This is a genomic window from Actinomyces oris (assembly GCF_001937445.1).
Taxonomy (GTDB): Bacteria; Actinomycetota; Actinomycetes; order Actinomycetales; family Actinomycetaceae; genus Actinomyces; species Actinomyces acetigenes.
Map to the genome: position 1 here is coordinate 90,018 of NZ_MSKS01000013.1, position 26,700 is coordinate 116,717.

22 protein-coding genes are annotated in these 26,700 nt (G+C 69.6%); 13 read left to right on the forward strand and 9 right to left on the reverse strand.

All coding sequences use genetic code 11. The annotated features are described in order from the left end of the window. The first annotated feature begins 92 nt into the window (after window positions 1-92). From BKH20_RS04540 to BKH20_RS04585, 10 genes are all read left to right on the forward strand, one after another. On the forward strand, window positions 93-743 hold the full coding sequence (locus BKH20_RS04540) for an MptD family putative ECF transporter S component (RefSeq protein WP_075390104.1): 651 nt from the start codon (window positions 93-95) through the stop codon (window positions 741-743). Window positions 744-784: 41 nt separating this feature from the next. Next, window positions 785-1,582: an energy-coupling factor transporter transmembrane component T gene (locus BKH20_RS04545; RefSeq protein WP_075390105.1), complete on the forward strand. Its 798-nt coding sequence runs from the start codon at window positions 785-787 to the stop codon at window positions 1,580-1,582. Window positions 1,583-1,584: 2 nt separating this feature from the next. Next, window positions 1,585-3,060, forward strand: coding sequence for an ABC transporter ATP-binding protein (locus BKH20_RS04550; protein ID WP_075390106.1), 1,476 nt, complete (start codon window positions 1,585-1,587; stop codon window positions 3,058-3,060). A 161-nt stretch (window positions 3,061-3,221) separates the two neighbouring features. After that, window positions 3,222-3,857 carry an ECF transporter S component gene (locus BKH20_RS04555; protein WP_075390107.1) on the forward strand — a complete coding sequence of 212 codons (636 nt, stop codon included), beginning with the start codon at window positions 3,222-3,224 and terminating at the stop codon, window positions 3,855-3,857. A gap of 70 nt (window positions 3,858-3,927) precedes the next feature. Then, window positions 3,928-6,336, forward strand: coding sequence for an ATP-binding cassette domain-containing protein (locus BKH20_RS04560; protein WP_075390136.1), 2,409 nt, complete (start codon window positions 3,928-3,930; stop codon window positions 6,334-6,336). Window positions 6,337-6,346: 10 nt separating this feature from the next. Beyond that, the gene (locus tag BKH20_RS04565; RefSeq protein ID WP_075390108.1) at window positions 6,347-8,242 is read left to right on the forward strand and encodes an ABC transporter ATP-binding protein; all 1,896 of its coding nucleotides are present in this window, start codon (window positions 6,347-6,349) and stop codon (window positions 8,240-8,242) included. Between the two features lie 2 nt (window positions 8,243-8,244). Continuing rightward, the gene (locus BKH20_RS04570) at window positions 8,245-9,984 is read left to right on the forward strand and encodes an ABC transporter ATP-binding protein (protein WP_075390109.1); all 1,740 of its coding nucleotides are present in this window, start codon (window positions 8,245-8,247) and stop codon (window positions 9,982-9,984) included. Between the two features lie 218 nt (window positions 9,985-10,202). Next, complete coding sequence (locus BKH20_RS04575; protein WP_075390110.1) at window positions 10,203-11,156, forward strand: ABC transporter ATP-binding protein; 954 nt, start codon at window positions 10,203-10,205, stop codon at window positions 11,154-11,156. A 117-nt stretch (window positions 11,157-11,273) separates the two neighbouring features. Next, window positions 11,274-12,083: an ABC transporter permease gene (locus BKH20_RS04580; protein WP_075390111.1), complete on the forward strand. Its 810-nt coding sequence runs from the start codon at window positions 11,274-11,276 to the stop codon at window positions 12,081-12,083. A 95-nt stretch (window positions 12,084-12,178) separates the two neighbouring features. Then, the gene (locus BKH20_RS04585; protein ID WP_075390112.1) at window positions 12,179-12,982 is read left to right on the forward strand and encodes a TetR/AcrR family transcriptional regulator; all 804 of its coding nucleotides are present in this window, start codon (window positions 12,179-12,181) and stop codon (window positions 12,980-12,982) included. Window positions 12,983-13,086: 104 nt separating this feature from the next. On the opposite strand, the gene BKH20_RS04590 is transcribed toward BKH20_RS04585, so the two are convergent. The 9 genes from BKH20_RS04590 to BKH20_RS04630 all read right to left on the reverse strand — a co-directional run bounded on the left by BKH20_RS04590 (window position 13,087) and on the right by BKH20_RS04630 (window position 23,266). After that, window positions 13,087-13,773: a sirohydrochlorin chelatase gene (locus tag BKH20_RS04590; RefSeq protein ID WP_075390113.1), complete on the reverse strand. Its 687-nt coding sequence runs from the start codon at window positions 13,771-13,773 to the stop codon at window positions 13,087-13,089. After that, the gene (locus tag BKH20_RS04595) at window positions 13,770-14,813 is read right to left on the reverse strand and encodes a sulfite exporter TauE/SafE family protein (RefSeq protein WP_075390114.1); all 1,044 of its coding nucleotides are present in this window, start codon (window positions 14,811-14,813) and stop codon (window positions 13,770-13,772) included. The genes BKH20_RS04590 and BKH20_RS04595 overlap by 4 nt, the downstream gene beginning before the upstream one ends. Before the next feature lie 42 nt (window positions 14,814-14,855). Continuing rightward, window positions 14,856-15,665, reverse strand: coding sequence for a uroporphyrinogen-III C-methyltransferase (gene cobA / locus BKH20_RS04600; protein WP_075390115.1), 810 nt, complete (start codon window positions 15,663-15,665; stop codon window positions 14,856-14,858). Window positions 15,666-15,668: 3 nt separating this feature from the next. Continuing rightward, window positions 15,669-17,027: a sulfate adenylyltransferase subunit 1 gene (locus BKH20_RS04605; RefSeq protein ID WP_075390116.1), complete on the reverse strand. Its 1,359-nt coding sequence runs from the start codon at window positions 17,025-17,027 to the stop codon at window positions 15,669-15,671. Beyond that, a complete protein-coding gene (cysD, locus tag BKH20_RS04610; protein ID WP_075390117.1) occupies window positions 17,027-18,031 on the reverse strand; it encodes a sulfate adenylyltransferase subunit CysD in 1,005 nt (334 codons plus the stop codon). The genes BKH20_RS04605 and cysD overlap by 1 nt, the downstream gene beginning before the upstream one ends. Beyond that, the gene (locus BKH20_RS04615) at window positions 18,028-18,819 is read right to left on the reverse strand and encodes a phosphoadenylyl-sulfate reductase (protein ID WP_075390118.1); all 792 of its coding nucleotides are present in this window, start codon (window positions 18,817-18,819) and stop codon (window positions 18,028-18,030) included. Before BKH20_RS04615 ends, cysD begins: the two co-directional genes overlap by 4 nt. Beyond that, window positions 18,816-20,519 carry a nitrite/sulfite reductase gene (locus BKH20_RS04620; protein ID WP_075390119.1) on the reverse strand — a complete coding sequence of 568 codons (1,704 nt, stop codon included), beginning with the start codon at window positions 20,517-20,519 and terminating at the stop codon, window positions 18,816-18,818. Before BKH20_RS04620 ends, BKH20_RS04615 begins: the two co-directional genes overlap by 4 nt. Before the next feature lie 466 nt (window positions 20,520-20,985). Next, complete coding sequence (gene proC, locus BKH20_RS04625) at window positions 20,986-21,810, reverse strand: pyrroline-5-carboxylate reductase (protein ID WP_075390120.1); 825 nt, start codon at window positions 21,808-21,810, stop codon at window positions 20,986-20,988. Window positions 21,811-21,898: 88 nt separating this feature from the next. Next, window positions 21,899-23,266: a Na+/H+ antiporter family protein gene (locus tag BKH20_RS04630; RefSeq protein WP_075390121.1), complete on the reverse strand. Its 1,368-nt coding sequence runs from the start codon at window positions 23,264-23,266 to the stop codon at window positions 21,899-21,901. A 115-nt stretch (window positions 23,267-23,381) separates the two neighbouring features. Here BKH20_RS04630 and BKH20_RS04635 point away from each other — a divergent pair, with 115 nt between their 5' ends. The 3 genes from BKH20_RS04635 to BKH20_RS04645 all read left to right on the forward strand — a co-directional run bounded on the left by BKH20_RS04635 (window position 23,382) and on the right by BKH20_RS04645 (window position 26,232). After that, window positions 23,382-24,164, forward strand: coding sequence for an SDR family NAD(P)-dependent oxidoreductase (locus tag BKH20_RS04635; protein ID WP_075390122.1), 783 nt, complete (start codon window positions 23,382-23,384; stop codon window positions 24,162-24,164). 118 nt (window positions 24,165-24,282) lie between these two features. Beyond that, complete coding sequence (locus BKH20_RS04640; protein WP_075390123.1) at window positions 24,283-25,125, forward strand: hypothetical protein; 843 nt, start codon at window positions 24,283-24,285, stop codon at window positions 25,123-25,125. Window positions 25,126-25,284: 159 nt separating this feature from the next. Further along, a complete protein-coding gene (locus BKH20_RS04645; protein WP_075390124.1) occupies window positions 25,285-26,232 on the forward strand; it encodes an aldo/keto reductase in 948 nt (315 codons plus the stop codon). Window positions 26,233-26,700: the final 468 nt, after the last annotated feature.

Sequence of the window (26,700 nt, forward strand, 5' to 3'; positions counted from 1 at the left end):
TCGGCCCTTGCAGGAACCACTAAGGAGGAGTAGAAACTTAGGTGTGCCTCACCAAAGCTGGTGGTGTGCTGACGAAAGGACGAGGATTCGGTATGGCCAGTACAGCCGGTTCGGCCGGAACAGCAGCGACCAACCCGGCCAGCAACAGTGGTGGTCGGGCGGCGAGCATCACCTCACCGCGCAACCTCATCAACGTGGGAGTCTTCACCGCCCTGTACTTCATCGCCCTGTTCGGCACCGGGATGCTCGGGGCGATCCATCCGATCATGATCTTCGTCGGAGGGATCATCGGCGTCATCGTAGAGGCGATTATCTGCATGCTGTACGTGTCCCGGACGCGGGCCATGGGTGCCTACACCATCCTGGGTCTCATCATCGGCATCCTCATGGTCGTTACCGGACACGCCTGGGTCACGCCGCTGGTCGCGACCGTCCTGGGGCTCGCCGCCGACGCCATCACCCGTGCCGGCGGATACGACAGAACCGTCACCAATGCCCTGGGATTCGCTGTCTTCTCCATGTGGGCCACCAGCCCAATCCTGCCAGTGATATGGGCCTCAGAGGCTTATTTCGCCCACATCCGCGAGTCCATGGGGGACACGTACGCCAGTGATCTTCAGGTGCTGATCAGCCCGATGTTCCTCCTGGTGTGGATGCTCCTCATCGCGCTCCTCGCCTACGCCGGCGCCCTGCTGGGAATGAGGGTGCTGCGCAAGCACTTCAAGCGAGCGGGCGTCGCCTGAGCATGCGGCGCACCAGGCCCCGGGGGGCCAACGTTCCTACGATGGGCGTGGAGGAGTCCCCGGCCTCACCGCAGGAGCTTGCTCGAGAGGGCCGCTCTGTCCTGGATGCCGCCTTCGGGGGACGTCCCGGCCCCAGGGGTGCCGCTGCTCCTCGTGTCCACGCCGATCCGCGCAGCAAGTTCATCCTGCTGCTCGTGTGCAACGTGCTGGTCATGGGCATGGCCTCCAACCGAGCCGTTGGACTCATCGCCGTTCTGGTGGGCGCGCTCATCGCCCTGGACGAGCCGGTGCGCGTGCTCATCAGCTACACCGCCATCACCGCAGTGTTCTGGGGGCTCACCCAGCTGCCCCTGTGGTGGCCTTCCGGAGTCGCGGTCTTCTTCGGGGTCGTCGCCTACTGGCTGCTGCGCTTCGCCATCTCACTGTCGCTGGGGGCCTGGTTCGTCACCACCACCCGCGTCAGCACCCTGCTGGCGGCCCTCAACCAGCTGCGCGCGCCACGGTTCCTCACCATCCCGTTGGCAGTTCTCTTCCGCTTCGTGCCGGTGGCCCTCGATGAGGCCAGGGGCGTCATGGAGGCCATGCGGCTGCGCGGCTACAGCGGCTCCTACCTGTGGCGCCACCCGCTGGACGGTATCGAGAAGCTCGTCGTCCCGGTCCTGGCCGCCTCGGCTCGCAGTGCCGATGAGCTCTCGGCCGCAGCCCTCATCCGGGGCCTGGGCGGCGGTGGTCGCCCCACCGTTGTCGACCGCCTGTGTTTCGGGGCTGCCGATGCCGTGCTCCTCGCGCTCAGCGCCGGCCTGGTGGTCCTGGCGCTGCAACCCGTCTGGGGGAGGTGATGATGACGCCCTCCCACGATTCTCGCCTTCGTCTTCGTGGCGTCTCCTACGCCTATCCCACCGGCCAGCAGGTCCTCGACGACGTCGATCTGGACGTGGCCCCCGGACGCCTCACCCTCATCTGCGGGGCCTCGGGGTCTGGCAAGTCCACGATCCTGCGGCTGCTCAACGGCCTCATCCCGCACTTCCACGACGGTAAGCTCGCCGGCCGGGTCCTCATCGACGACGACGAGGTCCCCTCCGTCCCGATCGAGCGCTCCGGGCTGCGCACCGCCACAGTCTTCCAGAATCCCGCCGCCCAGTTCTTCACGACCACCGTAGCCGACGAGCTCGCCTTCGCACCCCAGAACTACCAGGTACCCGCCCCGGAGATCCGGAGGTGTCGTACTGAGGCCTTGGAGCAGCTGGGCATCACCGACCTGGCCGACAGGGATCTGCGCGGCCTGTCCGGCGGACAGACCCAGAAGGTCGCCTGCGCCCAGGCCCTGGCCCAGCAGACCCCCGTCATCCTCCTGGACGAGCCCACCTCCAACCTGGATCCGCGGGCCATCGACGACGTGCGCGCCACCATTGGGCGGCTCAAGGCGGCGGGGCGGACCCTGGTGGTGGCCGAGCACCGCGTCTACTTCCTGCGCGGCCTCGTCGACGAGGCCGTCATCATGGGGCAGGGGCGCGTCGTGCACCGCATGGCGGGGGAGGAGCTGTGGCGGATCGACGATGTGCGGCGCAGGCAGCTGGGTCTGCGGACCCTGGGGCGGCCCCGCCTGGACCTGTGTCCCGCACGGATCGCCGCCCTGGCCGGCCATACGGACAGGCGGGTCGACGACGGCACGAGCGGCGGCGTCGAGCGCAGTACCTCACCAATCGCTGGCGCTGTCCAGACCGATCCTGACGAGACGCCCGGAGAGGAGGGGGAGGGCGGGCTGCGCATTGAGAACCTCAAGGTGGAGCGAGGCGGTCGCCTCATTCTCGACATCCCCGAGCTCACCTTTCCCGCCGGTGCGATCACCGGCGTCATGGGGGCCAATGGGATCGGGAAGACGACCCTGGCGCGGGCAGTCTGCGGCCTGCAACGCACCCAGCGGGGCGCGCGCGTCACGTACGGCGGCAAGGAGCTCGCCGCCGGGCAGGCCTTCCTCGTCATGCAGGACGTTCACCGCCAGCTCTTCACCGAGTCGGTCTCCCGCGAGGCGGGCCTTCCGCAGCTCGAGCGCCTCGACCTGGCCGACCTGGCTGATCGTCACCCGCTCTCGCTCAGTGGCGGGCAGAAGCAGCGCCTCGTCATCGCCACCGCGATCGACCAGGGCGCCCGCGTCCTCATCCTGGACGAGCCCACCTCCGGTGTCGACCACCGTCATCTCGTGGCCATCGCCGCCGAGCTGCGGGACCTGGCGCGCGAGGGTCGCGTCGTCATCGTCATCAGCCACGACGTCGAGTTCCTCAATGAGTGCGCCGACCGCGTCATCGAGATTGAATGACATCTCACCGAAGGTAGATAATGATAATGATTTGCAAATATGGCGATGCTCGAGTAGATGTGCGGTCATCGCGGCGGCGCGCCTGAGGTGGTGCGTCCTCGGTACTCCGGTACGACGTCGGACTGTTCACCACGACCTGCGAGAACACACAAGGAGAAGACATGAGCCCCACCAACCGCACAGCAACATCGACTGGGCAGGAGCGACCCACCGTGCGCACGTCGTCGCGCTCGGGTCTGGCCGACTCCGCGCTCGGCACCCGCAACCTCATGACGATCGCCGCCCTGGCGGTCGTCTCCATGATCCTCCTGGTCCCGTTGAACTACCTGGCTCCGGCGGCGGGAGCCTCCCCAGACGCCGTGCTCCTGGGGTGCGCGATCATGGGACTGTGGCTTGTGCCGTACTTGCTGCCCGCCACCGTCGTGCGCCGCCCCGGCGCCGTGATGATCGCGGCCCTTCTCATGGGCATCATGTGCGTCTTCACCACCCCGACCGGCCCCGCGGCCATCGTCGGCAACTTCATCGGCGAAGCCTTCGTCGAGGTACCCCTGGCTCTCCTGCTCTACCGGAAGTGGACCTGGTGGTCCTACCTGCTCTCGGCGATGACCTTCGGCCTGCTCAACGGCATCATGTACGTCTCCGTCATGAGCGCCTCGGCGGGCATCGCCTCGGCGAGCGCCGGCGTCATCATTGCCGTTGTCTCGGCCCTGGTCGGCGGCGGCCTCACCATCCTCCTGACCCGGCTGCTCAACCGTGCCGGCGTCGGCATCGATCACCGCTCGACCGGCCGTGCCTGAGTCAGCGCCCGCCGCACCGGCTGCTCCCGAGGCGGAGCAGCCTCTGGGGGAGCCGGCCGATCCGGCGCTGGTGAGCATCGAGGGCCTCAGTGTCCACTACCTCGGGCGCGAGAGCTGGGTCCTGGACTCGGTGAGCCTCACCCACCTGCGCGCTCAGGTCACCGCCATCATCGGCCCCTCGGGCTGTGGCAAGACCACGCTCGTGCGCGCACTGTGTGGGCTCATCCCGCACTGCCTGCCCTCGGAGTATGCCGGCAGCCTGAGACTGTCCGGCACCGAGGTCGCCGACGCCACCGTCCAGACCCTGGCCCAGACCGTCGCCTACGTCGGTCAGAGCCCCGACGCCGCCGTCGTCACCCGCACTGTCCACAATGATGTCGCCTTCCCGCTGCAGAACCTGTGCCTGCCCAGGTCCGAGATCACGGCGAGGGTCGAGGAGGCTCTGCGGGCAGTGGGACTCATCGAGCGCATCTGGGACGACCCCTGGACGCTCTCAGGCGGACAGCGTCAACGGCTCGCGCTCGCCGTCGCCCTGGCCATGCGCCCACAGCTCCTCGTGCTCGACGAGCCAACCAGCGCCATCGATGCCACCGGCCGTGAGGACTTCTACGCACTCATCTCCTCCCTGACCGCCTCCGGGACGGCAGTCGTCGTCATCGACCACGACCTCGACCCAGTACTGCCCATCATCGACCAGGTCCTGGCCCTCAACGCCGACGGGCGGACCATCGCCGTCGGCTCGCCGCGCGAGGTCTTCATGAGCCACCGCCGCGAGCTGATCGACGCTGGAGTATGGATGCCCCGAGCCCTGCGTGAGGCCGACGACGACCTCTTCCTCGGGGCGGCCGCGCCGGAGGTGGCGCTGACCTGTGCCGAGGCCGGAATCCGGGTGCCGCGGCTCGCCGACCTGTGCGCCCACAACGAGGTGCGCTACCTGGAGAAACAGGTGCGGGACTCCGCTGAGAGCTGGCAGCGGGTTGAGGCCATCGACACCCGCGAGGTAGTCGCCGGCCGCCCTCGGCCCGAGGCTCGAACCAGTGTCGAGCTGGTCGACCTCGAGGTCCCGGGACGCGCACCCCGGGTGTCCCTGCGTCTGGGTGGTGGCGAGTTCGTGGCGCTGGTCGGGCCCAACGGCGCGGGCAAGTCCTCGATCCTGTCCGCCCTGGCCGGACTCGTCCGCTCAAGGGCCGACAAGGCAACGGTCTGTGGCCGGGACGTCGGCAAGGGCAGGCACCTGGTCGGATACGTCTTTCAGAACCCCGAGCACCAGTTCGTGGCCACCACCGTCGGAGCCGAGCTCGCCGTCGGAGGGACCTCGCTGGAGCGGGTCGATGAGCTCCTTGAGCAGTTCCACCTGACCGCCCACCGCGGCCACCATCCCCTGACCCTCTCGGGCGGTCAGGCCCGCAGGCTCTCGGTGGCCACCATGGTCAGCGAGGAGCGCGACGTGATCGTCCTGGACGAGCCCACCTACGGGCAGGACTGGGATAACACCTGCGAGCTCATGGACTTCATCGACCAGCTGCGCGACCAGGGGCGCACGGTCATCATGGCCACCCACGACCTCGAGCTCGCCCTGGAGCACTGCACCCATATCGTCGCCCTGCCGGGGGCGCCGCGAGGTGGAACGGTTCCGCTCCCAGAGCAGGAGGCCGGGGTGGGCGACGATGCCGACGAGCCCTCAGGGGTGCCCGCGACTGGGGTGGCCACCCCTCGAGCCGGCGACTTGGACCTCATGCCGGTACCGCCCCGGCCCCAGCCACGGCGAGGCCTGTTCACCTCGCTCAACCCCTTCACCCTCTTCGCCTCGGTCCTGCCGGTCATGGTGATGGTCTTCGCCCTGCGCAACCATCACCTCAACCTGGGCATCCTGCTGGCCGCCTCGGTCCTCATCGTCGCCGCGCGAGCCTCCCTGAGACGCACCGTGGCCTCGGTGGTCGCCCCCTGGGTGGTCACCGCACTCATGACCTGGATCTTCAGCAGCGGGGTCCACCACCAGGAGACGGCGGTGCGCCTCTACGACCTGGGCGACGCGGTGACCGGAGGCACCGGTATCGGCGCGCTCATCGCACTGGTCCTCGTCTCGGGCGTCTCCACCGACCCCGGTGCCCTCATCCGCACCCTGACCACCACCTTCCGCATGCCCTACCGTCTCGGGGCGGCGGGCACCGCGGCCATCGCCTTCATCACCCGCTTTCATGACGACTTCGTCCTCCTGCGCACCGCCAGGGCACTGCGTGGAGTCGGAGGGCGTTGGGGGCTGCTCGCCCCCGTGGTCCGCTGGACCGGATCGATCCTGCCGCTGATGATCCTGGCCATCCAGCACGCTGAGCGCGTCGCTCTGTCCATGGACTCGCGCGCCTTCGGCGCCCACAAGCGGCGCACCGAGATGACCGATGCCCCCTGGAGGGCGCGCGATTGGAGCGTCGTCGTGCTCACCTGGGTGCTGGTCGCCATTACCTGGAAAACCCTCCACTGAGGAGACAGCTATGCCGAAGCAGCCGAATCACCAGCCGATTCACCAGGCAGCCAAAGACCTCACCGAGCATCCGGCCGAACACCCCGATCACTCCGGGCGCTCCGGCGTCACCGTCGGCGAGCTCATCCGGCCGGCGCGCCCGGCCATGATCGTCACCGGGCTGCTGACCGCGCTCGGAGCGCTGATGTCCATCCTCCCCTTCGAGGCCCTGCGCAACATGGCGGCCATCTGGCTGGGTGAGACCTCGCCGGAGGGCTGGCGCAGCAGCCTGTGGATCTGGGCGGCGATCGCAGCCGTCGCCCTGTTCGCCTCCCAGGCCCTCTACCTGGCGGGCCTGGGGATCACGCACCTGGCCGAGGCCCGACTGCGACACCACCTACGCAGACAAGTCGTCGAGGCCATCAGCAGCCTGCCCCTGGGGCGAGTGGCGCAGATCCCGCACGGCACCATCCGCAAGATGGTCTGCGACGACACCACCTCCATCCACACCCTCGTCGCCCACGTCCCCGGTGACGCCACCAACGCCGTCGTCATGGCTACGGCCGGGGCGGCCTACCTGCTGTGGACCGACTGGCGCCTGGCCTGCGCGCTGCTGGGGCTGTGGGTACTCACCCTGGGGGTCATATCCCTGGCCCTGGCCGGCATGTCAGATATCACCGAGCGCTTCGGCGTCGCGCAGACCGCGCTGGCCGCCGCAACCGTCGAGATGCTCGAGGGCATCAAGGAGATCAAGGGCTTCCAGGCCACCGACGCCTCCCGCACCCGCTTCAGCCGGGCGCGCACCGAGTTCTCCGAGCTGTCATACGAGTGGGTGAGCAGATCCGGGAAGGCCATCAGCGCCATGACCGCCGTCCTGCGGCCCTCCACGGTCTTCGCCACGGTCGCGCTCCTGGCCGTCCTGTTCACCTCCCAGGGGTGGACACCGCTGTCAGCCACCCTGCCGTTCTTCCTGGTGGCCCTCGGGCTGCCGGAGGGGCTTATGATCCTCGTCGGTCTCATGCAGCACATGTACGAGTCCAGGATGGCTGCCCAGGCCACCGCCGACCTGCTCTCCTTGCCGCCGATGCCCGAGGGGGCCCATGACGACGGCGAGGGACCCGCCCCCGGGCGCGTCGACGTCGAGGACGTCACTTTCTCCTACGAGGCCGGCTCCCCGGTCCTGCAGGGCCTGTCCTTCACCGCCGAACCGGGAAGCGTGACGGCGCTCGTCGGCCCCTCCGGTGGCGGCAAGTCGACCCTGGCCCGCCTCATCGCCCGCTTCTACGACGTCGACGCCGGTGCCGTGCGCATCAGCGGCGTCGACGTGCGCGAGGTGACATTCATCTGGTTGCTCTCTCGGGTGGCGGTCGTGCTGCAGGACGTGGCCCTGGCCCACGAGTCCGTCCACGACAACATCGCCCTGGGACGCCCCGACGCGACCCGGGAACAGGTTGAGGCGGCCGCCCGCGTGGCCTGCATCCACGAGCGCATCACACGTCTGCCCCATGGCTACGACACGATCCTGGGCGATACGGGAGGATTCCTCTCCGGAGGGGAGCGCCAGCGCGTCACCCTGGCGCGCGCCTACCTCCAGGACGCCCCCGTCCTCGTCCTGGACGAGGCCACAGCCCAGGCCGATCCGGCCTCCGAGCGCGACATCCACCAGGCCCTGTCCCGGCTGGCGGCCGGAAGGACCGTCATCATCATCGCCCACCGTCTGTCCACGATCCGCGACGCCGACCAGATCCTCGTCGTCGACGCCGGACGCATCACCGAGCGCGGCACGCATGAGGAGCTGCTGGCCGCAGGCGGCCGCTACGCCGCCATGTGGAGCAGCCAGGACCTGAGCGAGGAGACCGACGCCGCGGCGCTGACCGCCCAGGTCGATCAGCCCGGAGCCGAGACCGCAGGGCAGGAAGAGGAGTAGCCATGTGGAAGCTGCTGACGCGAGTCGTCAACGCCGCCGAGATGCGGACCATCACCGCCTGGTTCGTAGCCTCCGCAGTCCTTCAGGGCCTCACCCTGGCCCTCATGATCCCCTTCCTGCGCGCCCTCTACTCGCGCTCGGAGTCCCTGACCGGTTGGCTGATCGCAGTCGTGGCCCTGGGGGTGGTGAGCGTCGTCGTCGACACCATCGCCATGCACCGCTCCTACCGGGTCAGTGTCTTCGAGGTCTGCGACACGATGATCGACCGCGTCGCCGATCACGTCCTGACCCTGCCCCTGGGTTGGTTCAGCGCCGAGCGTGAGGCCGCCGTCGTCAACGCCACCTCCAAGGAGGTCAACACCCTCTCCCACCTGGCCTCCATGGTGATCCCCAACCTGTGCAACGCCTTCATCGTCCCGCTGGTCATGGTCGTGGCCACCGCCGTCGTCGAGTGGCCCCTGGCGCTCATCATGGCCGCCGCCATCGTCCCGCTGGTCCTGACGTGGCGGCTCATGGGAGCCGCAACCACCCGCGCCAACGAGATGGAGGACCGCACCTCGAGCGCCGCGGCCGGACGCCTCGTGGAGTTCGCCCGGCTCCAGCCCGTGCTGCGCGCCACCGGCGTCACCAAGACGGGCTGGGCGCCGGTGCGAACCGCCCTGGAGGTCGACTCCACCGCCACCCTGGACGGCTTACGGGTCAAGGGCAGGCCCGGGCAGTACTTCAACCTCATCGTCAACATCGCCTTTGCCCTGGTCATGGCGGTGGGACTGTCACGTGTGAGCGGGCACCGGCTCGACGTCGTCGCATACCTGGCGATCATGGCTGTCACCGCGCGCACGCTCCTGCCACTGACCAAGGCCGCCATGTACGGCGCCGAGGCCGACAACGCGAAGGTCGCCCTGCGAGTCGTGGGGGACATTCTTAACGCCCGTCCCCTGCCCGACCCCGAGCCTGGCCAGGAGATCGAGCCCCGGGGGACCACGATCGCCCTGAACGACGTCTCCTTCTCCTACGACGCCGGCCGTCCCGTCCTGGCGGGCGTCTGCCTGAGCGCACCGCAGGGACGAGTGACCGCCCTGGTGGGGCCCTCAGGGGCAGGCAAGTCCACGATCCTGCGCCTGGCCGCCCGGTTCTGGGACGTCGACGGCGGGACCGTCACCATTGGTGGCGCACCGGTGCGCTCCATGCGCGCCTCGACGATCATGGGCATGACCTCCATGGTCTTCCAGGACGTCTACCTGTTCGACACCACCATCCGGGAGAACCTGCGCATCGCCCGGTTCGAGGCCACCGACGCCGAGCTGGCCGAGGCCGCCAGACGCGCCCGCCTGGACCGCGTCATCGAGGCGCTGCCGCACGGGTGGGACACACAGGTCGGTCCCGGCGGGCTGAGCCTGTCCGGTGGGGAGCGTCAGCGCGTCGCCATCGCCCGCGCCTTCGTCAAGGACGCCCCGATCCTCCTGCTTGACGAGATCACCTCGGCCTTGGACGGGGAGAATGAGTCCGCCATCACCGAGGTGGTGCGCGAGCTCTCCGAGGGCCGAACCGTCATCGTGGTGGCCCACCGCCTGTCCACCGTCCGCCAGGCCGACGAGGTCGTCTTCCTCGAGCCAAGTCAGGCCGGCGCCCGCGTGGTCCAGTGCGGTACGCCCCAGGAGCTGGCTGCCGTCCCCGGCCCCTTCCGCGAGTTCATCGAGGCCTCCACGGCCTCCTCGCGCTGGCACATCCGCCAGGAGTGATGCGTAGGCAGGTCATCTCGGATACGACAGATTCACGGACTGACGCTGTCTCATACCGAACGGTATGGGGCAGCGTCACCGTTGTTATGAGAGCTCGTGAGGCTCCATGAAACCTCCTTGAAATACTGAGTGGTATCGTCAATACCGGCCGGTACGGATCGATCTGGTGGTCGGTCGGGTTCCCGGATCCAGGTAGATGAACGAAAGGAGGAGGCTTCATGGCCGACGTACTAGCCATTGAGGACCTTCACAAGCACTTCGGAAGCGGGGCGCACACGGTGAGAGCCAACGCCGGCGTCACCATGCGGGTGGGTGCCGGCGAGGTGGTCGGGCTCCTCGGCCACAACGGTGCGGGCAAGACCACGCTGGTCAACCAGGTGGTGGGGCTCTTGCGCCCGACCTCTGGAAGCATCAGGCTCGACGGTGTCGACGCCGTCGCCAACCCCGCTCTCGCCCGCCGCCTCACCAACGTCCAGGCACAGGCCAACGTCCCCATCACGGGGCTCACGCCCCTGACCGCGATCGACCTCGTGGGGCGCATGCGAGGAGGGCGCCCGCGTCAGACACGCAGACGCGCCGAGGAGCTCATCGAGGCTCTTGACCTGGGGGAGTGGGCGAGGACTCCCGCGCAGAAGATCTCCGGCGGTATCGCCCGCCTGACAGCCTTCGCCATGTGCGCCGTCGTTCCCGGGCGCCTGGTCATCCTCGATGAGCCCACCAACGACGTCGACCCGGTGCGCCGGCGCCTGCTGTGGGACCAGATCCGACTCCTGGCCGATGCCGGATCCGCAGTCCTCCTCGTGACCCACAACGTGCGGGAGGCTGAACGGGCTGTCGACCGGCTCGCCGTCCTGGACCACGGCCACGTCATCGCCGAGGGAACTCCCGCAGCGCTCGTTGCCGGCCACGGATCCTCCTTCGTCCTGGAGATCAGTCGGACTCCCGGCCGACGGATCGAACCGCCCGCGGGAATGAGCCTGACGCAGCACGACGCCGTGCACGCATCCGTGGCAGTGTCCTCCGACCGTACAGCGCAGGCCGTGGACTGGGCTGCTCACGCCCTCAAGGACTCCGCGATCGAGCGCTACGAGCTGGCACCGATCTCACTGGAGGACGTCTACGTCCACCTCACCGCGAGTACAGGACAAGAGGCGCATCGTCATGCCGCCTGAACCGAGTGAGGCAACGGGAGGCCCGGCCCGTTCCAAGGATCCACGTTGCCCCCGTGCCGCCATGTCAGCGCGGAACGACTCCAGCCCCCAGAGAAACAGGAAGTGAAGGACAAGCCGATGCCTGCTTCAACCAGCGCCGCTACTGAAACGGCTCCAGCCGCTGTCACTGCCCTCGAGGTCACGTCCCAGACGACATCGCTCTGGCGTCAGCTCGGCCTGCTCATCCAGTGGCAGTTCCGACGCAGCCTGCCCATGCTGCCGCTGTTCATCATCGTCCAGACGCTGCTGTCCGTCTCCATGGTCCTGGGATACGGGCTCATCGCGGGACACCCAGACCGCGAGGCGAGTCTCTACCTGGCCGGCGGTGGCCCGGCGATCGCGCTCATCTCACTGGGACTCATCATGACACCCCAGTGGGTCTCCCAGTCCCGCACCGAGGGCAGTCTGGACTGGATGCGCACCCTGCCCGTCCCCAGGATCGCCTTCCTCCTGGCAGACCTCGCGATCTGGACCGCCCTGGCACTACCCGGCTTGGTCGTGGGCGTCATCGTCGCCAACGCCCGCTTCGACGTCGACCTCGCCCCGCAGTGGTGGCTGGTACCCGGCGCCGTGCTGGTCGCCCTGACAGCGGCCTGCATCGGCTACGCCATCGCCACGCTCCTGGCTCCGGCCCTGGCTCAGATCCTCTCCCAGGTGCTCGCCTTCGGCATCTTGCTGTTCTCTCCCATGAGCTTTCCTTCCGACAGACTCCCCGACTGGGCCCAGGAGCTCCACCGCTGGCTGCCCTTCGAGCCCATGGCGCAGGTGGTGCGCGCCGGCCTGTTCTCCCACGACGCCACCATGCCCACCCGGTCCTGGGTCCTGCTGGTTGGATGGTGCCTGGTGTCCATCGCCGGAGCGTCATGGGCCCTGGGAAAGCGGCCCTGAACCGGCCCGCATAGTCGGAGCCCGGTGGAGGACGTGACGAATGTGGGGGAAGGACCGTGAAACCCTTTCTGAGGGGCCTCCTCTACAGTGGGGGCATGACCGCCAGGAGCTCCGACCGTGGGCCGAACAGTGACAGTGATGACTTCGGGGCGTCCGCCTCTCATGACCTCAGGGAGGCGACTCGCGCCCTCAATGAGGCGATCATCGCCTTCTCCCGTGCGGCGGGCGCGGCCGGTCAGGAAGCGCGCCGGAGTAGTGAGATCGCGGTGGCGACCTCCCTGGACCTCGCCTCCCGGAAGCTGGCCTCCGCCTCCACCGCAGTCAGCGGCGCCGCCCCGAGGCGGGGCGGTGGACGGCGTCGGAACGAGGAGACCAGGGCGCGGATCCTTGCTGCTGCCAGGGAGGTCTTCGCCGCCAAGGGCTACGAGGGGGCGTCGGTCAGCGACATCGCCTCGGCGGCCGGATTCACCAAGGGCGCCTTCTACTCCTCCTTCCCCTCCAAGGAGGCCCTGTTCCTGGAGGTCGTCACCTGTGGTGAGGAGAGTTCGGATGAGGCCGCTCGCCAGATGGCGAGCCCCGACCAGTGGGGAGAGCAGCTCCAGGAGCTTCCCATGGAGGATGTTGTCCTGCACCTGGAGACCTGGCTCTACGCCATTCGTCACGAGGACTCCCGGGACCGGCTAGCAGGCAGCTGGCGACGCTGGCTGAGAGAGACCTCTGTCATGGTGGCCCGTTCCCACGGACGCCGTGAGCCGAGCCAGCAGGATGAGGAGACGGCCTTCGGACTCCTGGCGGTGGGCATCTTCGGCCGCGTGAGCGCCGCAGCCACCACCTCGCAGGAGGTCGAACCCATCATCCAGCGCCTGTCCGAGCGACTCCTTGAGGACGGTGGCAACTGACGCTCCTCCTCCGCCGAGAGCAACCTGTTTCGCATAGGGGTAAGGCAAACACGGCTGCCGTGCGCGAACAGTGTTCTTCTCGGTTGAGGGAGAGGGCCTCGCGGTCAGGCGACCTGTTCCCGGTAGCGGAGGGCCACCAGCTCGGCGAGCGCCGGGTGGTCGCCGATGGGCGCGGCTACGACGTCGGCGCCCGTGGAGTGCAGGGCCCGGTGAAAACGTCCCTCCGCCAGCAGGTAGGTGGCCACACCTACCCGCCCGGCGCCTCGGGCCCGGGCCGTGCTCACCGCGTCACGGACACTGGGGCGCGCAGCCGACAGGTAGGCGGGCGTCACCTCGCGCCCCAGACGCGCCTCGAGCAGGCGAGTGATGGCCTCAACCTCCTCCAGTGCCACCGCCTGACGCGACCCGGCCGCGCCCAGAACAATATGGTCGAGCCCTGCAAGCCCGCCCAGGGGCGCGGAGGCCTCGTGAAGCCGCTGCGCCACGGCCTCCACCAGGTGCGCCTCGACCCCCAGGTGCCCGGTGACCGTCCCCGACCCGTGTCGTTCCACTGCGGCCGGTACGTCATGGACGACGTGATAGCCGCGGGCCAGGAAGAAGGGCAGCACCACCGGATCCACCAGCCCCTCCAGCGCCGTGGCCGGGTCCGGGGGCTGGAGCTCGACGTAACCGGTGCGCACCTCCACCTCGGGCAGGATCGTGCCGACGCGCTCAGCGGTGCGCGACAGGACTGAGGACGGCCCGGGCCGTCGCGAGCCGTGGGCCAGCAGCACCAGGGGACGAGTGCTCATACCGGCTCCACCACCAGAACCGCGTGCGCGTGAGGACGAGCCGGCTCGACCGGCCTCGACCCGAGCGGACCACTCGAAGTGAGAGTCTCGTCCGGCACAGCAGCCTCAGGTGCGTGGCCGTACCGAGGATCGGTGCGGACCTCCTCAAGCACCTGCTCGGTCTCCTCCCGAATGTCTGTGGCGGTGGCGCGTGCCTTGCGGACCGCCAGGGTCAGGAAGGCCGCCCAGATCACCCCGAGCGCGCCGTACAACACGACTCCGGTTCGGGCCGAGGCCTCGGCCCAGGACAGGAGCACCCGCAGGTTCGTGGCCAGGATCAGCCCGCCGACGGCGGTGCCCAGCACCGCTCCAGGCAGACGGGAGACCAGCCAGGCGGCGATCGGTGCGGCCACCAGCCCGCCGGCCAGCAGGGTCAGGACAATGCCGAGGCTGATGCCCGCGGTGCCCAGTCCGGTGAGGAAGCCGGCCGAGGCCGCCACCGTCACCAGGAACTCCGAGGCCCCCACCGAGCCGACCACGGTGCGCGGTGCCGTACGACCACCCGTGAGCAGCGTCGTCGTCACCACCGGTCCCCAGCCGCCACCGCCGGTGGCGTCAACGAAACCGCCCACCACTCCCAGGGGGACCAGGAGCCGCCTGCCGTGTGGGGAGCGCCGGCTACCGGATCCCTTAGGCGGGCGCAGGGAGAAGCGCCCCAGGACATAGGCCCCCAGCAGGATCAGCAGGCTCGCCGTCACCGGGGTCGCCGCGCGGGTCGACAGGTGCGACAGGACCGTGGCGCCGCCGAAGGCCCCCACCGCGCCGGGCAGCCCCAGCCGGACCACCAGGCGAGGATCGGTGTTGCCCAGCCTCCAGTGGGAGGCCCCCGAGGCCAGGGTCGTGCCGATCTCAGCCAGGTGCACCGAGGCCGAGGCGAGCGCCGGGCTCAGCCCGGCCAGAAGCAGCAGGGAGGAGGAGGTCATGCCGTACCCCATCCCGAGGGAGCCGTCGACCAGCTGGGCGGCCAGGCCGACGAGGGCGAGAAGAACAAGTTTGCGCATCAGTGACTCCAGGACATTCGGTCTGCATGCGCCGAGGAGGACTCACGCGGCGGGGCTCGCCGGCCGGGCCTCCTCGACGACTCGGTCAGCCCAGTACGGGCTCAGGGTGACGACGTCGCCGATGACGATGACCGCGGGGGCGGTCACGCCGCAGCGGGCGGCGACGTCGGCCAGACATCGCAGCTCGGTGGTGGTCACGCGCTGGTCGGGGTGGTAGCCGCGCTCGATGATCGCCGCCGGAGTGGCCGGATCGCTGCCGGCCTCCAGCAGGGAGGCGACCGAGTCCCGCAGCCGGGAGACCCCCATGAGCAGGATGAGGGTGTGGTCGCGGCGCTGGGGGAGCACCCCCAGATCCGCATGAGCCGTGATGACCGAGAAGCCACGCGACAGCCCCCGGTGGGTCACGGGGATCCCCGCCGCCGCGGGCACGGCGATGGCGCTGGTGATCCCCGGGACGACCTCGACGGCGACACCGGCCCGGCGGCAGGCGGCCGCCTCCTCCCCGCCGCGCCCGAGCACGTAGGGGTCACCGCCCTTGAGACGGACCACCCCCTTGCCGCGGTGGGCCAGGTCGACCAGGAGCGCGTCGATCTGCTCCTGGCTCATGACGTGCCGGCCGCGCCGCTTGGAGGCGTCGATGACCTCGGTTGTGGGGTCAAGGTCCTCCAGGAGGTCCCGGGGCGCCAGTGCGTCGACGACGACCACGTCCGCCTGGCCCAACAGCTCCAGGCCGCGGGCGGTGATGAGGCCGCTGCTGCCCGGGCCGCCGCCCACCAGTGCCACCCAGCCGCCCGCGGAACCCGCAGAGCCAGCGGAGCCGTCGGGTACATGGGGAGAGACGTCGTGGGTCATGCCTCAGCCCCTGCCTGAGGAGGCGGCCGCAGCCGGTTCTCCGCGCCCTGCGCCTGCCAGCTGCACCATGCCCGCCCCGAGCGTGCCGCCCTCGTGGGCGTCGATGAGGAGGAAGGCGCCGTCGGACCGGGAGACCGAGTAGTCGGCCAGGGGCACCGGTGAGGCCAGACGCAGCCGAACCAGGCCGATGTCGTTGAGCTCCAGGGCATCAGCCGGCACCGTGGTCAGGTCGTCCAGGTCGAGGCGCCCCTCAATGGCGCGCACGATCGCCTGGACCGTCTGGGCGCCGTGCTTGAGCAGCACTCGCGTCCGGGGGCGCAGGGGCTCCTCGCTCAGCCAGGACACGCGGGCGTCGACCTCGGTGAGCACCTGGGGCGCGTCGCCCGCCGCGGCCAGGGTGTCACCGCGGGCCACGTCGATATCGTCGGTGAGGCGAACCGTCACCGACTGGCCCTCAACGGCCTCCTCCAGGCTGCGCTCGCCCAGGTCGATGCCGGCCACGCGTGAGTGCCTGCCCGAGGGCAGCACCACCACGGGGTCACCGACGCGTACCGTGCCCGAGGCGATCCGCCCGGCGTAGCCCCGGTAGTCGCGCAGCTCGGGCGCCGGCGCCGCCCCCTGGGGGCGGATGACCAGCTGGACCGGCAGGCGGAAGGCGCCCTCGTCGCGGGCGGTGGGCAGGGACTCCAGAAGCCCCAGCAGGGTCGGCCCCTCGTAGAAGGGCGTGCTGGTCGAGGCCTGGACGATGTTGTCCCCCAGGAGCGCGGAGGTCGGCAGGACATGGATCTCGGCCACGCCCAGCTCGGCGGCCACGGCGCGGATATCGGTCTCGATGGCTGCGTAGACCTCGGCGGAGAAGTTCACCAGGTCGATCTTGTTGACCGCGACGATAACGTGCGGGACGCGCAGGAGGGCGGCGACCGCCAGGTGGCGGCGCGTCTGCTCCAGGACCCCGTTGCGGGCGTCCACCAGCAGCACGACGACGTCGGCCGTGGAGCAGCCGGTGACCGTGTTGCGGGTGTACTGCACGTGCCCGGGGCAGTCCGCCAGGATGAAGGAGCGTTGCGGGGTGGCGAAGTAGCGGTAGGCGACGTCGATCGTGATGCCCTGCTCGCGCTCGGCCCGCAGCCCGTCGGTCAGCAGCGCGAGGTCGGCACTGGTCAGGCCCCGATCCAGGCTGACCCGCTCGACGGCGGCCAGCTGGTCGCGCAGCACGGACTTGGAGTCGAACAGCAGGCGGCCCACGAGCGTGGACTTGCCGTCGTCGACGCTGCCGGCTGTGGCCAGCCGCAGCAGTGAGCCGGTGGCGGCGGCGCGAGCCTCGGCCTCGGCGGGGATGTCGGTGAGGGTGGGGGTGCTCATCAGAAGTAGCCCTCCTTCTTGCGGTCCTCCATGGCCGCCTCGCTCAGGCGGTCATCGGCGCGGGTGGCTCCCCGCTCGGTCAGGGTGGAGGCGGCGACCTCCAGGACGATGTCGTGGTTGGTGGCGGCCTCGGACTCGACGGCGCCCGTGCAGGACATGTCGCCCACGGTGCGGTAGCGCACGGTGCGGGTGACGACCTGCTCGCCGTCGCGCAACCGGTTGACGCCTCCGGCCGCCAGCCACATCCCGTCACGCAGGAACACCTCACGCTCGTGGGCGTAGTAGAGGCCGGGCAGGGCGATGTCCTCGCGCTCGATGTAGCGCCACACGTCCAGCTCGGTCCAGTTGCTCAACGGGAAGACCCGCACGTGCTCACCGGGGCGGTGGCGGGGGTTGAGCAGGTTCCACAGCTCGGGGCGCTGGTTGCGCGGGTCCCACTGGCCGAACTCGTCGCGCAGGGAGACGATGCGCTCCTTGGCCCGGGCCTTCTCCTCGTCGCGGCGCCCGCCGCCGAAGACGCCGTCGAAGCCACCCTCCTCGATGGCGTCGAGGAGCGGGATCGTCTGGAGCGGGTTGCGGGTGCCGTCGGTGCGCTCGCGCAGACGGCCGTCGTCGATGTAGTCCTGGACGCGGGCCACCACGAGCCGCAGACCGAGCTCCTCGACCGTCCGGTCACGGTAGGCCAGCACCTCGGGGAAGTTGTGGCCGGTGTCCACGTGCAGGACGGGGAAGGGGATCGGAGCGGGCCAGAAGGCCTTGCGCGCCAGGTGCAGCATGACCACGGAGTCCTTGCCCCCGGAGAACAGCAGCACGGGGCGGCGGCACTCTGCGGCGATCTCCCGGATGACGAGGATGGCCTCGGCCTCCAGGACGTCAAGGATGTCCAGGGCCTCAGAGGTGGCGGGGGCCCGGGAGAGGTCGGCCAGACCGGCCGGTTCGAGCTCCGGCGCATGCGCGGGGGAGGGGACGGGGGCCGGAGGGGTGTGGGTCAGGGTGATGCTCATAGGTGGATTCCGCATTCTGTCTTGGTGAATCCGGCCCAGCGGCCGGAACGGGGGTCGTCTCCGGGCTTGACTCGCGCCGTGCACGGGGCACAGCCGATCGAGGGGTAGCCGTCGTACAGGAGGGGGTTGATGAGCACGCCGTGCTGGTCGGCGTAGCCGGTCAGCTCCTCCATGCTCCAGGCGGCCAGGGGATTGATCTTGACGATCTCGTGGGTGGCGTCCCAGCCGATCAGCGGCGTGTGGGTGCGGGTGGGGGCGTCCTCACGGCGCACCCCGGTGGCCCAGGCCTCGTAGCCGCTCAGGGCCCTCGCCAGCGGCTCGACCTTGCGCAGGCGGCAGCAGGCGGCCGGGTCCCGCGACCACAGATCCGGCCCGTAGCGCTCGTCCTGCTCGGCCACGCTCAGCTCGGGCATCACGTCGACGACGGTGACGTCCATGGTGGCGGCCACCGCGTCGCGGGTGCCCACGGTCTCGGCGAAGTGGTACCCGGTGTCCAGGAAGAGGACATCGACTCCGGGCAGGGCCCGGGAGACCACGTGCGGCAGAACGGCGTCGGCCATGGAGCAGGCCACGGCCAGCGTGCTGGGGAAGTTCTGGGCCGCCCACTGGGCGACGTCGAGGGCCTCGGCATCGTCACCGAGCTCGCGTGCACCGGCCTCGGCCAGGGCGCGCAGCTCCTCCGTGGACCGCAGCGGGGCCGAGCCTGCGCCGCGCGACCTCGAGGCGGCAGGAGCACGGTGCGCCACATTCAGGGACGCCTGGGCGCTGTCAGTGGTTGCGGCGCTCACTGCAGGGCCTCCTCATCGGCTCGGTGCGCCCACTGGGCGAAGGTCTCCTCAGGGAGGCGCTGGTCCAGGTAGCGGCGCACCAAACGCTCGACGTAGTCGACCAGGCCGGAGGCGGGAACCTTCAGACCCCTCACCGTGCGGCCCAGGCCGGCCTCGGCGCGGCCGTCGGCGGCCAGGCCACCGCCCAGGTGCACCTGGAAGCCGGGCATCTGCTCGCCGTCGACCGTGATGATCTGGCCCTTGAGGCCGATGTCCGCGATCTGGATGCGGGCGCAGGAGTTCGGGCAGCCGTTGACGGTCAAGGTGATGCGCCGATCCAGGTCGGTGTCGGCCAGGCGCGCGTCGAGCTCGGCCGACACGCGCGCCGCCAGCTTCTTGGTCTCCACGATCGCGAACTTGCAGAACTCCAGCCCGGTGCAGGCCAGGGTCGAGCGGGTGAAGGCGCCCGGGTCGGGATCGAGCCCCAGCTCGCGCAGACCCGCGACGGCGTCGTCGACCTTCTCGGCAGGTACGTCCAGGAGCAGCAGGTTCTGCAGCGGGGTGGTGCGCACCCGGTCCGAGCCGACCCGCTCGGCCAGGTCTGCCAGGCCCAGCAGGACGTCCCCGCTCAACCGGCCGACGGGCGGCTTGGCCCCCACCCAGAAGCGGCCGTCCTTCTGCTCGTGGACGCCGATGTGGTCGGAGTCCCCGCTCGGCTCCTCAGGGGCCGGGCCATCGGGCAGGGCGCGTCCCAGGTAGTCGTCCTGGAGGACTCGCCGGAACCTTTCCGGCCCCCACTCGGCCATGAGGAACTTCAGCCGGGCCTTGTTGCGCAGGCGGCGGTAGCCGTAGTCGCGGAAGATGCGGATGACGCCGTACCAGACGTCCAGGGCGTCCTCAGGGGTGACGAAGGCCCCCAGCCGCTGGCCCAGACGCGGGGCGGTGGACAGGGCTCCGGCCACCCACAGGTCGTAGCCGGGACCGAGCTCGGGGTGGTTGACGCCGACGAAGGAGACATCGTTGATCTCGTGGAGGATGTCGAGGCTGGGGGAGCCGGTGATGGCCGTCTTGAACTTGCGGGGCAGATTGGCCAGCTCGGGGTCACCCAGGTAGGTGTCCTTGATGGCACGGGCCAGCGGAGTCGGATCGATGACCTCGTCCTTGGCGACGCCGGCCACCGGGGAGACCAGGAACCCCCGGGGCGTGTCCCCGCAGCCCTCGACCGTGGTCAGCCCCACCGACTCCAGGCGCCGCCACAGCTCTGGGACATTGTCGATCTCCACCCAGTGCAGCTGGATGTTCTGCCGGTCGGTGATGTCGGCGGTGCCGCGAGCGAAGTCGTTGGAGACCGAGCCGAGCACCCGCAGCTGCTGGCGGCTCAGGCTCCTACCGTCCAGGCGCACCCGCTGCATGAAGTAGCGGTCGGACAGCTCGGAGACGTCCAGCTGGGCGGTGCGGCCGCCGTCGATCCCCTGCTTGCGCTGGGTGTACAGGCCCCACCAGCGGAAACGGCCGTTGAGATCGTCGGGTGCGATGCTCTCGTAGCCGCCGGGACCGTAGATGCGCATGATCCGGTCGCGCACCGCCAGCGGGTCCCCGTCCTGCTTGAAGGCCTCGTTGTCATTGAGCGGCTTGCGCCCGTCGAGGGCCCACTGGCCGTTGGAGCGGGCCTTGCGCGGTGGGCGCAGGGTGCGGGCGGGTGGCGTGACGGTGGTGGTCATTGCTCCTCCATGACGGTGGCGTGTCATTGGCGTATGAGGAGCGTCCGGGGTCGGCCTGGTGCGCTGCTGCGTGCAGAGCCTGCAGTGCCGTTCAGTTGGCGTCAGCCGTCTCAACGGGGCCTTCCGGACGCTTCATTGCGCCGGATACCTCGTTGCGGGGTGAAGTCCCCGTGGTGTCAGGCGCTGGTCAGGCCCGACAACACATGACCGCATGGGCACGCAGAAGATCAGCGGGATAGGTACCGCTGAAGAGTGCTGCGTGAGGGAAGGTCATGGCCGAAACATTAACCATGCTTTTACCCTGGCGACAAGCAGGAATGATCTGTGCTTCGAGTCACGGTGGGGTTGTTGAGGGTGGCTTTATCCCGTCAGGACGCGGAAAAAGATCGCACTGCCGCGCACTGCACCGGTGGTGGCGTGCGGCAGCAGATAGACGGGATATGGGACCTCGGACCTAGGTCTGCGCTCAGGCGCCCAGCTCGCGGTCCCTCTCGGCGATGGCCTCGAAGGCGCGCACGACGGCGTCGGAGAAACCGGCCCGCTCCAGGGCCACCATGCCCGCTACCGTCGTGCCGCCGGGGGAGCAGACCACGTCGATGAGGTCGGCCGGGGTGCGGCCATGGCCTCCCTCGGCGGTGCGCTGAGCCTCGGTCTGCACGGTGCGGGCGGTCCCCAGCACCGCCTGAGCCACGATCTGGACGGCCTGTGCCTTGGGGATACCACCCATGACGCCGGCGCGCGCCAGGGCGTCGATAAAGGCGCACACCAGGGCGGGGGAGGAGCCCGCCAGACCGATGAAGGAGGAGAAGTCCCTTTCCTCCAGGATCACGGTGCGACCGATGGTCTCCATGAGGGTGCGTACCGTCTCCAGGTCCTGGGGGCTCGCACTGCTTCCGGGTGCCAGCGCCGTCATCGACTCGCCCACGGAGGCGGCCATGTTCGGCATGGTGCGCACCACCCGGGTACCGTCCGGCAGCATCGACTCCAGGCGCTCCAGGGCCACTCCGGCCGCGATGGAGACCACCAGGGGCCGGCTGGCGGCGATGGCCTCCGACAACCGAGGCAGGACATCGGGGATGACGTAGGGCTTGAGGCCCAGGATGAGGACGTCGCTGCGTGAGACCAGCTCGGCGGCGTCGGGCACGTGGACGGCCCCGACCTGTCCGGCCAGGCGCTCGGCGGAACCGTGCTTGCTGGTCAGCAGCAGGTGCCCGGCCGGTGTTCCCGCCGCCACGGCACCCCGCACAATGGCGCTGACCATGTTGCCGGCGCCGATGAACCCGATACGCATGAAGGCCTCCTGCTCGTGAGCGACATGAGGCCATCACCGTACCGCGGCGGCGCGCCAGGCGGTGCGACTTCCGGGGCGCCGGTGGCCTTCAGAGCACCAGTGCGGCGATCCACCCGGCGATGAGCAGGGGGATGTTGAAGTGCAGGAAGGTCGGGATGACCGAGTCGCGCATGTGGTCGTGCTGCCCGTCGGCGTTGAGCCCCGCCGTGGGCCCCAGCGTGGAGTCCGACGCCGGTGAGCCGGCATCCCCCAGCGCCCCAGCGGTCCCGATGAGGCAGACCGTGGCGACTGGCGAGAAGCCCAGGGACACGCACAGCGGCACATAGATCGCCGAGATGATCGGCAGGGTGGAGAAGGACGAGCCGATGCCCATTGTCACGATGAGGCCCACGAGCAGCATGACGAAGGCGGCGGCGGGCTTGGAGCCCGCGAACAAGGAGGTCGCCGACTTCACCAGCGGCTCGATCTGCTTGGTCTCCTTGAGGACCTTGGCGAAGCCCTGCGCCGTGATCATGATGAGCCCGATGAGGGCCATCATCCGCATGCCTCCGGTGAAGACGTCGTCGGCCTCGGCGATGGTGACGACCCTGGTGGCCATGAACAGCAGCAGACCCGTGAGCGCCCCGACCAGGAGCGGGTCGGCCTCGGACTTCGTCCAGGTCAGGAAGGTCTGGACGGCGAAGCAGGCGACGACGGCGACCAGCGCGACCCGGATCTTGTGGCGGTCCACCTCGACCGGGCCGGAGACCTCCTCGCCCGAGCCCACGCCGTTGCCGGCGTCGACCTGGTAGACGCGGGGCTTGCGGTAAGTGACGAACACGGCGATGAGCAGCCCCGCGACCATGCCCAGCGCCGGGATTCCCATGGCCTGGGTGGCAGAGACCTGTGAGACGTCCAGACCCGCTTCCTTGATGTTGCGGTAGAGGGTGTTGTAAAGGAAGACCCGCCCGAAGCCCAGAGGTAGAAACATGTAGGTCGTGACCAGCCCGAAGGTGATGGCGCAGGCCACGGCGCGGCGGTCCAGCTGCAGGCGGCTCATGACGATGAGCAGCGGTGGGACCACGAGAGGGATGAAGGCGATGTGAACCGGGATGAGGCTCTCGCTCATGATCGCCATGGTGGTCAGGCCTCCCAGCACCAGCATGGTGGTGGTGCGCACGGCTTTCCGAGAAGCGGACTCGTCGTCGTTCTCGATGCGGCCGATAAGCCAGTTCGCCAGCAGCTGGGGCAGCCCTGAGTGCGCCACCGCCATGGCGAAGGCCCCCAGCAGCGCGTAGGACAGGGCTATCTGGGCGCCGTCGGCCAGCCCGTCCTGGAAGGCGACCATGGTGCGGCTGACGCCCATGCCGGCGCTCAACCCGCCTGCGAGCGCGCCGACGAACAGGGACAGGACCACATGGACGCGCAGCATCGCCAGGATAAGCATGACCAGGACGGCGAGGATGATGGCGTTCATAGGGGCCTTCCGGTGGGGCCGAACTGTGCTGGGCTTCGCAAGCGGGCCTGGGAGGACCCGTGCGAATCGGGCCCGATTGTGCCAGGCGAGCGTGACGGGGACGTATCGTGGACCGATGAGCGAGAACTTGAAGAACGTCACCGTCGACTCCGCGCCGGTCCGCCGCGCCCTGGTCACCGGCGCCTCCACCGGCATCGGCGCCGCCACCGTTCGGCTCCTGCGCTCCCACGGGTGGGAGGTCGTCGCCACCGCGCGGCGGGTGGAGCGCCTCGAGGCACTGGCCGCTGAGACCGGATGTACGTGGGTGGCCGCAGACCTCCAGGAGCCCGGCGACGTCGAGCGCCTGGCCAGCGAGGTGCTGGCCGAGGGAGTCGTTGACGCCGTCGTCAACAATGCCGGTGGCGCGCTGGGAGTCGACCCGGTCGCCGAGGGCAGCGCCCAGGAGTGGGCCACCATGTATGAGCGCAACGTGCTCGCGGCCCTGCGCGTGAGCCAGGCCTTCCTGCCGGGGCTGCGGGAGCGGGGCGGGGACCTGGTCTTCCTCACCTCCACGGCGGCCCACGACACCTACCCCGGTGGGGGCGGTTACGTGGCGGCCAAGCACGCCGAGCGGATCATTGCCAACACCTTGCGCCTGGAGCTGGTGGGCGAGCCGGTGCGCGTCATTGAGATCGCCCCCGGCATGGTGGCCACCGAGGAGTTCTCCCTCAACCGCCTTCACGGGGACGCCGAGGCCGCAGCGAAGGTCTATGCCGGTGTCGCCGAGCCGCTCAGCGCCGACGACGTCGCCGCCTGCATCGTCTGGACGTTGGAGCTGCCCGCCCACGTCAACATCGACTCCATGGTGGTGCGGCCGCGGGCCCAGGCCTCCAACACGCTGGTGGCCCGGGAGCAGTAGGGGCGCGGCGTTGTCAGACATAGGTGGTCCACAGGCGTGACCTGCCCCGGGCACAGCGCGGGTTCCTAACGTCTCTTCCAGCCCCGGCCGGGCCGGGAAACAGACTGAAAGGACACCCATGACCAAGCATGTCTCCTCCGGTGGTGACGCCACTTCCTCCCCGCGCGACGCGGCCACGGAGAGCCTCCCCACCAGGGACGCCACCGATGCCGCCGACGCCGCAGCGCAGCACCTGCCGCAGGGCGCCGCGGGCGACCCTGGCAGTGACGGCACCAAGGACGTCAAGGACCTTAAGGACACTGCGGGAACCACTGACTCAGGCTCGGCGAGGACCGAGGTTCTTGCCAAGGACGTCACCCAGGACTCCGCCAAGGGTTCCGGGGCGGCTCGCTCGGCTGCCAGCAGCACCGCCGACACCAGGCTGGGCGGGGCGTGGGCGTCCCCGGATGCTCAGAACGCTGCGACCATTGGCGCAGTGCCCTCCACATCCGCGGCGGCCAAGAAGGCCCGGACCAAGGCGCGTGGGCCCTGGTACCGACGTCGCGTCGTCGTGGGCGCTGCCGGGGTGGCGCTGCTGGCGGGCTCCTTCGGGGCCGGGTGGGGGGCCAACGAGCTCCTCAGCTCCGGCTCCCAGCACGGTCAGGCCCAGCAGCAGGGAGCCGGCAACGGTCAGGGCATGCCCGGAGGGGGCCAGGGAGGACCTGGTGGTCAGGGCGGGCCCGGTGGGCAGATGCCCGGCGGAGGCCCCGGTGGCCAGAACGGTCAAGGCGGCCAGGGCGGTCCGGGAGGGGGCTCCGGTGGAGCCGGCCGAACCACCCCCAACGGCGACGCCTCCAGCGGCTCCGGCTCGAGCGGCGACCAGCAGTCGGGCTCCGGCTCGGGTGATAGCAACCAGAAGGGCGGCTCTGGCTCCTCGGGCGTCCTTCAGCAGCAGGACGCCTCTCCGAGCACGCAGAGCTGAGGCCGCCGGCACCGGCCGCCGCCCACAGAACAACATTTTCTTCAAAGGCGACGCGTATTCGTGTCGCCTTTGAAGTTCTTGTCGGTGTGTGCAGTTTGGGTTACGGTCGCTGGCACACCTCGCATTTCGCACCCTGATGACACGGAGGAGAGGAACCCGATGACTGACACACGTCCCCGCATGGCGCTGGGCACCATGCACTTCGGAACCCGCCTGTCCGCCGCCCAGTCCCGTGAAATTCTCGACGCCTACCTGGATCTGGGTGGCCAGTGGATCGACACCGCGAACTGCTACGCCTTCTGGGGAGCCGAGTCCGGCCTCGGGGGCCAGAGCGAGACCGTCATCGGCCAGTGGCTCGCTGATCGCGGCGTGCGCGACCAGGTGAGGATCAGCACCAAGGTCGGTGCGGAGCCGACCCGCCCTCATGGCTTCCCGGGCGCCGTGGAAGGTCTCGGCAGGGACACAGTCAACCAGGCCATTCGGGACAGTCTGCAGCGCCTGCAGACGGAGCACGTCGACATGTACTGGGCCCATATGGAGGACCGGGCGCAGCCGGTCGCGGATGTCGCTGAGGGCTTCGGCGCCCTGGTTGACCAAGGGCTGACCGCACGGACCGGGCTGTCCAACCACCCGGCCTGGTACGCCGCCGCAGCCAACGTGCACGCCCAGCAACGGGGCTCGGCCGGCTTCAGCGCCCTGCAGCTGCGGGAGTCCTATATCCACCCGAGGCCGGACACCCCGGTTGAGGGCGAGGACCACCCCCACGGGATGATGACCATCGAGAGCAAGAACCTCGCCGAGCGATGCGGGCTGGACCTGTGGGCCTACACGCCGCTGCTCACCGGCGCCTACGAGCACCCGGAACGCCCGCTGCCCGAGGCCTACAGGCACCCGGGGACTGACAAGCGGCTGACGGCGCTGCGCACGTGGTCGGACCGTCTTGCCATGAAGCCGAGCCAGGTCGTCCTGGCCCTTCTCAACGCCCAGCAGCCGACGATCACCCCGATCGTGGGCGTCAGCAGCGTCGCCCAGCTCACTGACGCCGTCGAGGCCACCCGCTTCAGTCTTCCGCAGGAGGCCCTCGAGGAGCTCAACGCAGCCGGCTAGACCGAGCGGATCCGAGCCGGCGACCAGCCGCATCACCGCCCACAGAACAACATTTTCTTCAAAGGCGACGCGTATTCGTGTCGTCTTTGAAGTTCTTGTTGGTGTGTGCAGATCCTCCGCCGGGTGTGGGCAGGATGACGCCGCCAAGCCGCGGCGTGAACTGGCCCCGGCGGCGCACCGCCCACTAGACTTCCCAGAGCAAAGGCAGCGACCCGGCCATCACCGGCGAGCCTCCGGAAGAACCGGGCCCCGGCGCACCAGCGTCGTCGGCCCTCAGTAGAACCGGACGGGACAGCCCGTCACAGCTGGAAACGAAGCGGTCGTGCACACCGTCCCTCTCGGGGCGCAGCACGGCAAGCGAGGTGGTACCGCGGTGCGGTGCCGGCTGAGGAACTCTCCCCGGCCGAGCCGACGTCGTCCTCGTCAGGCCCCGGGCGCCCGCCCGAGGCGGCAGGAACGAGTGAGACG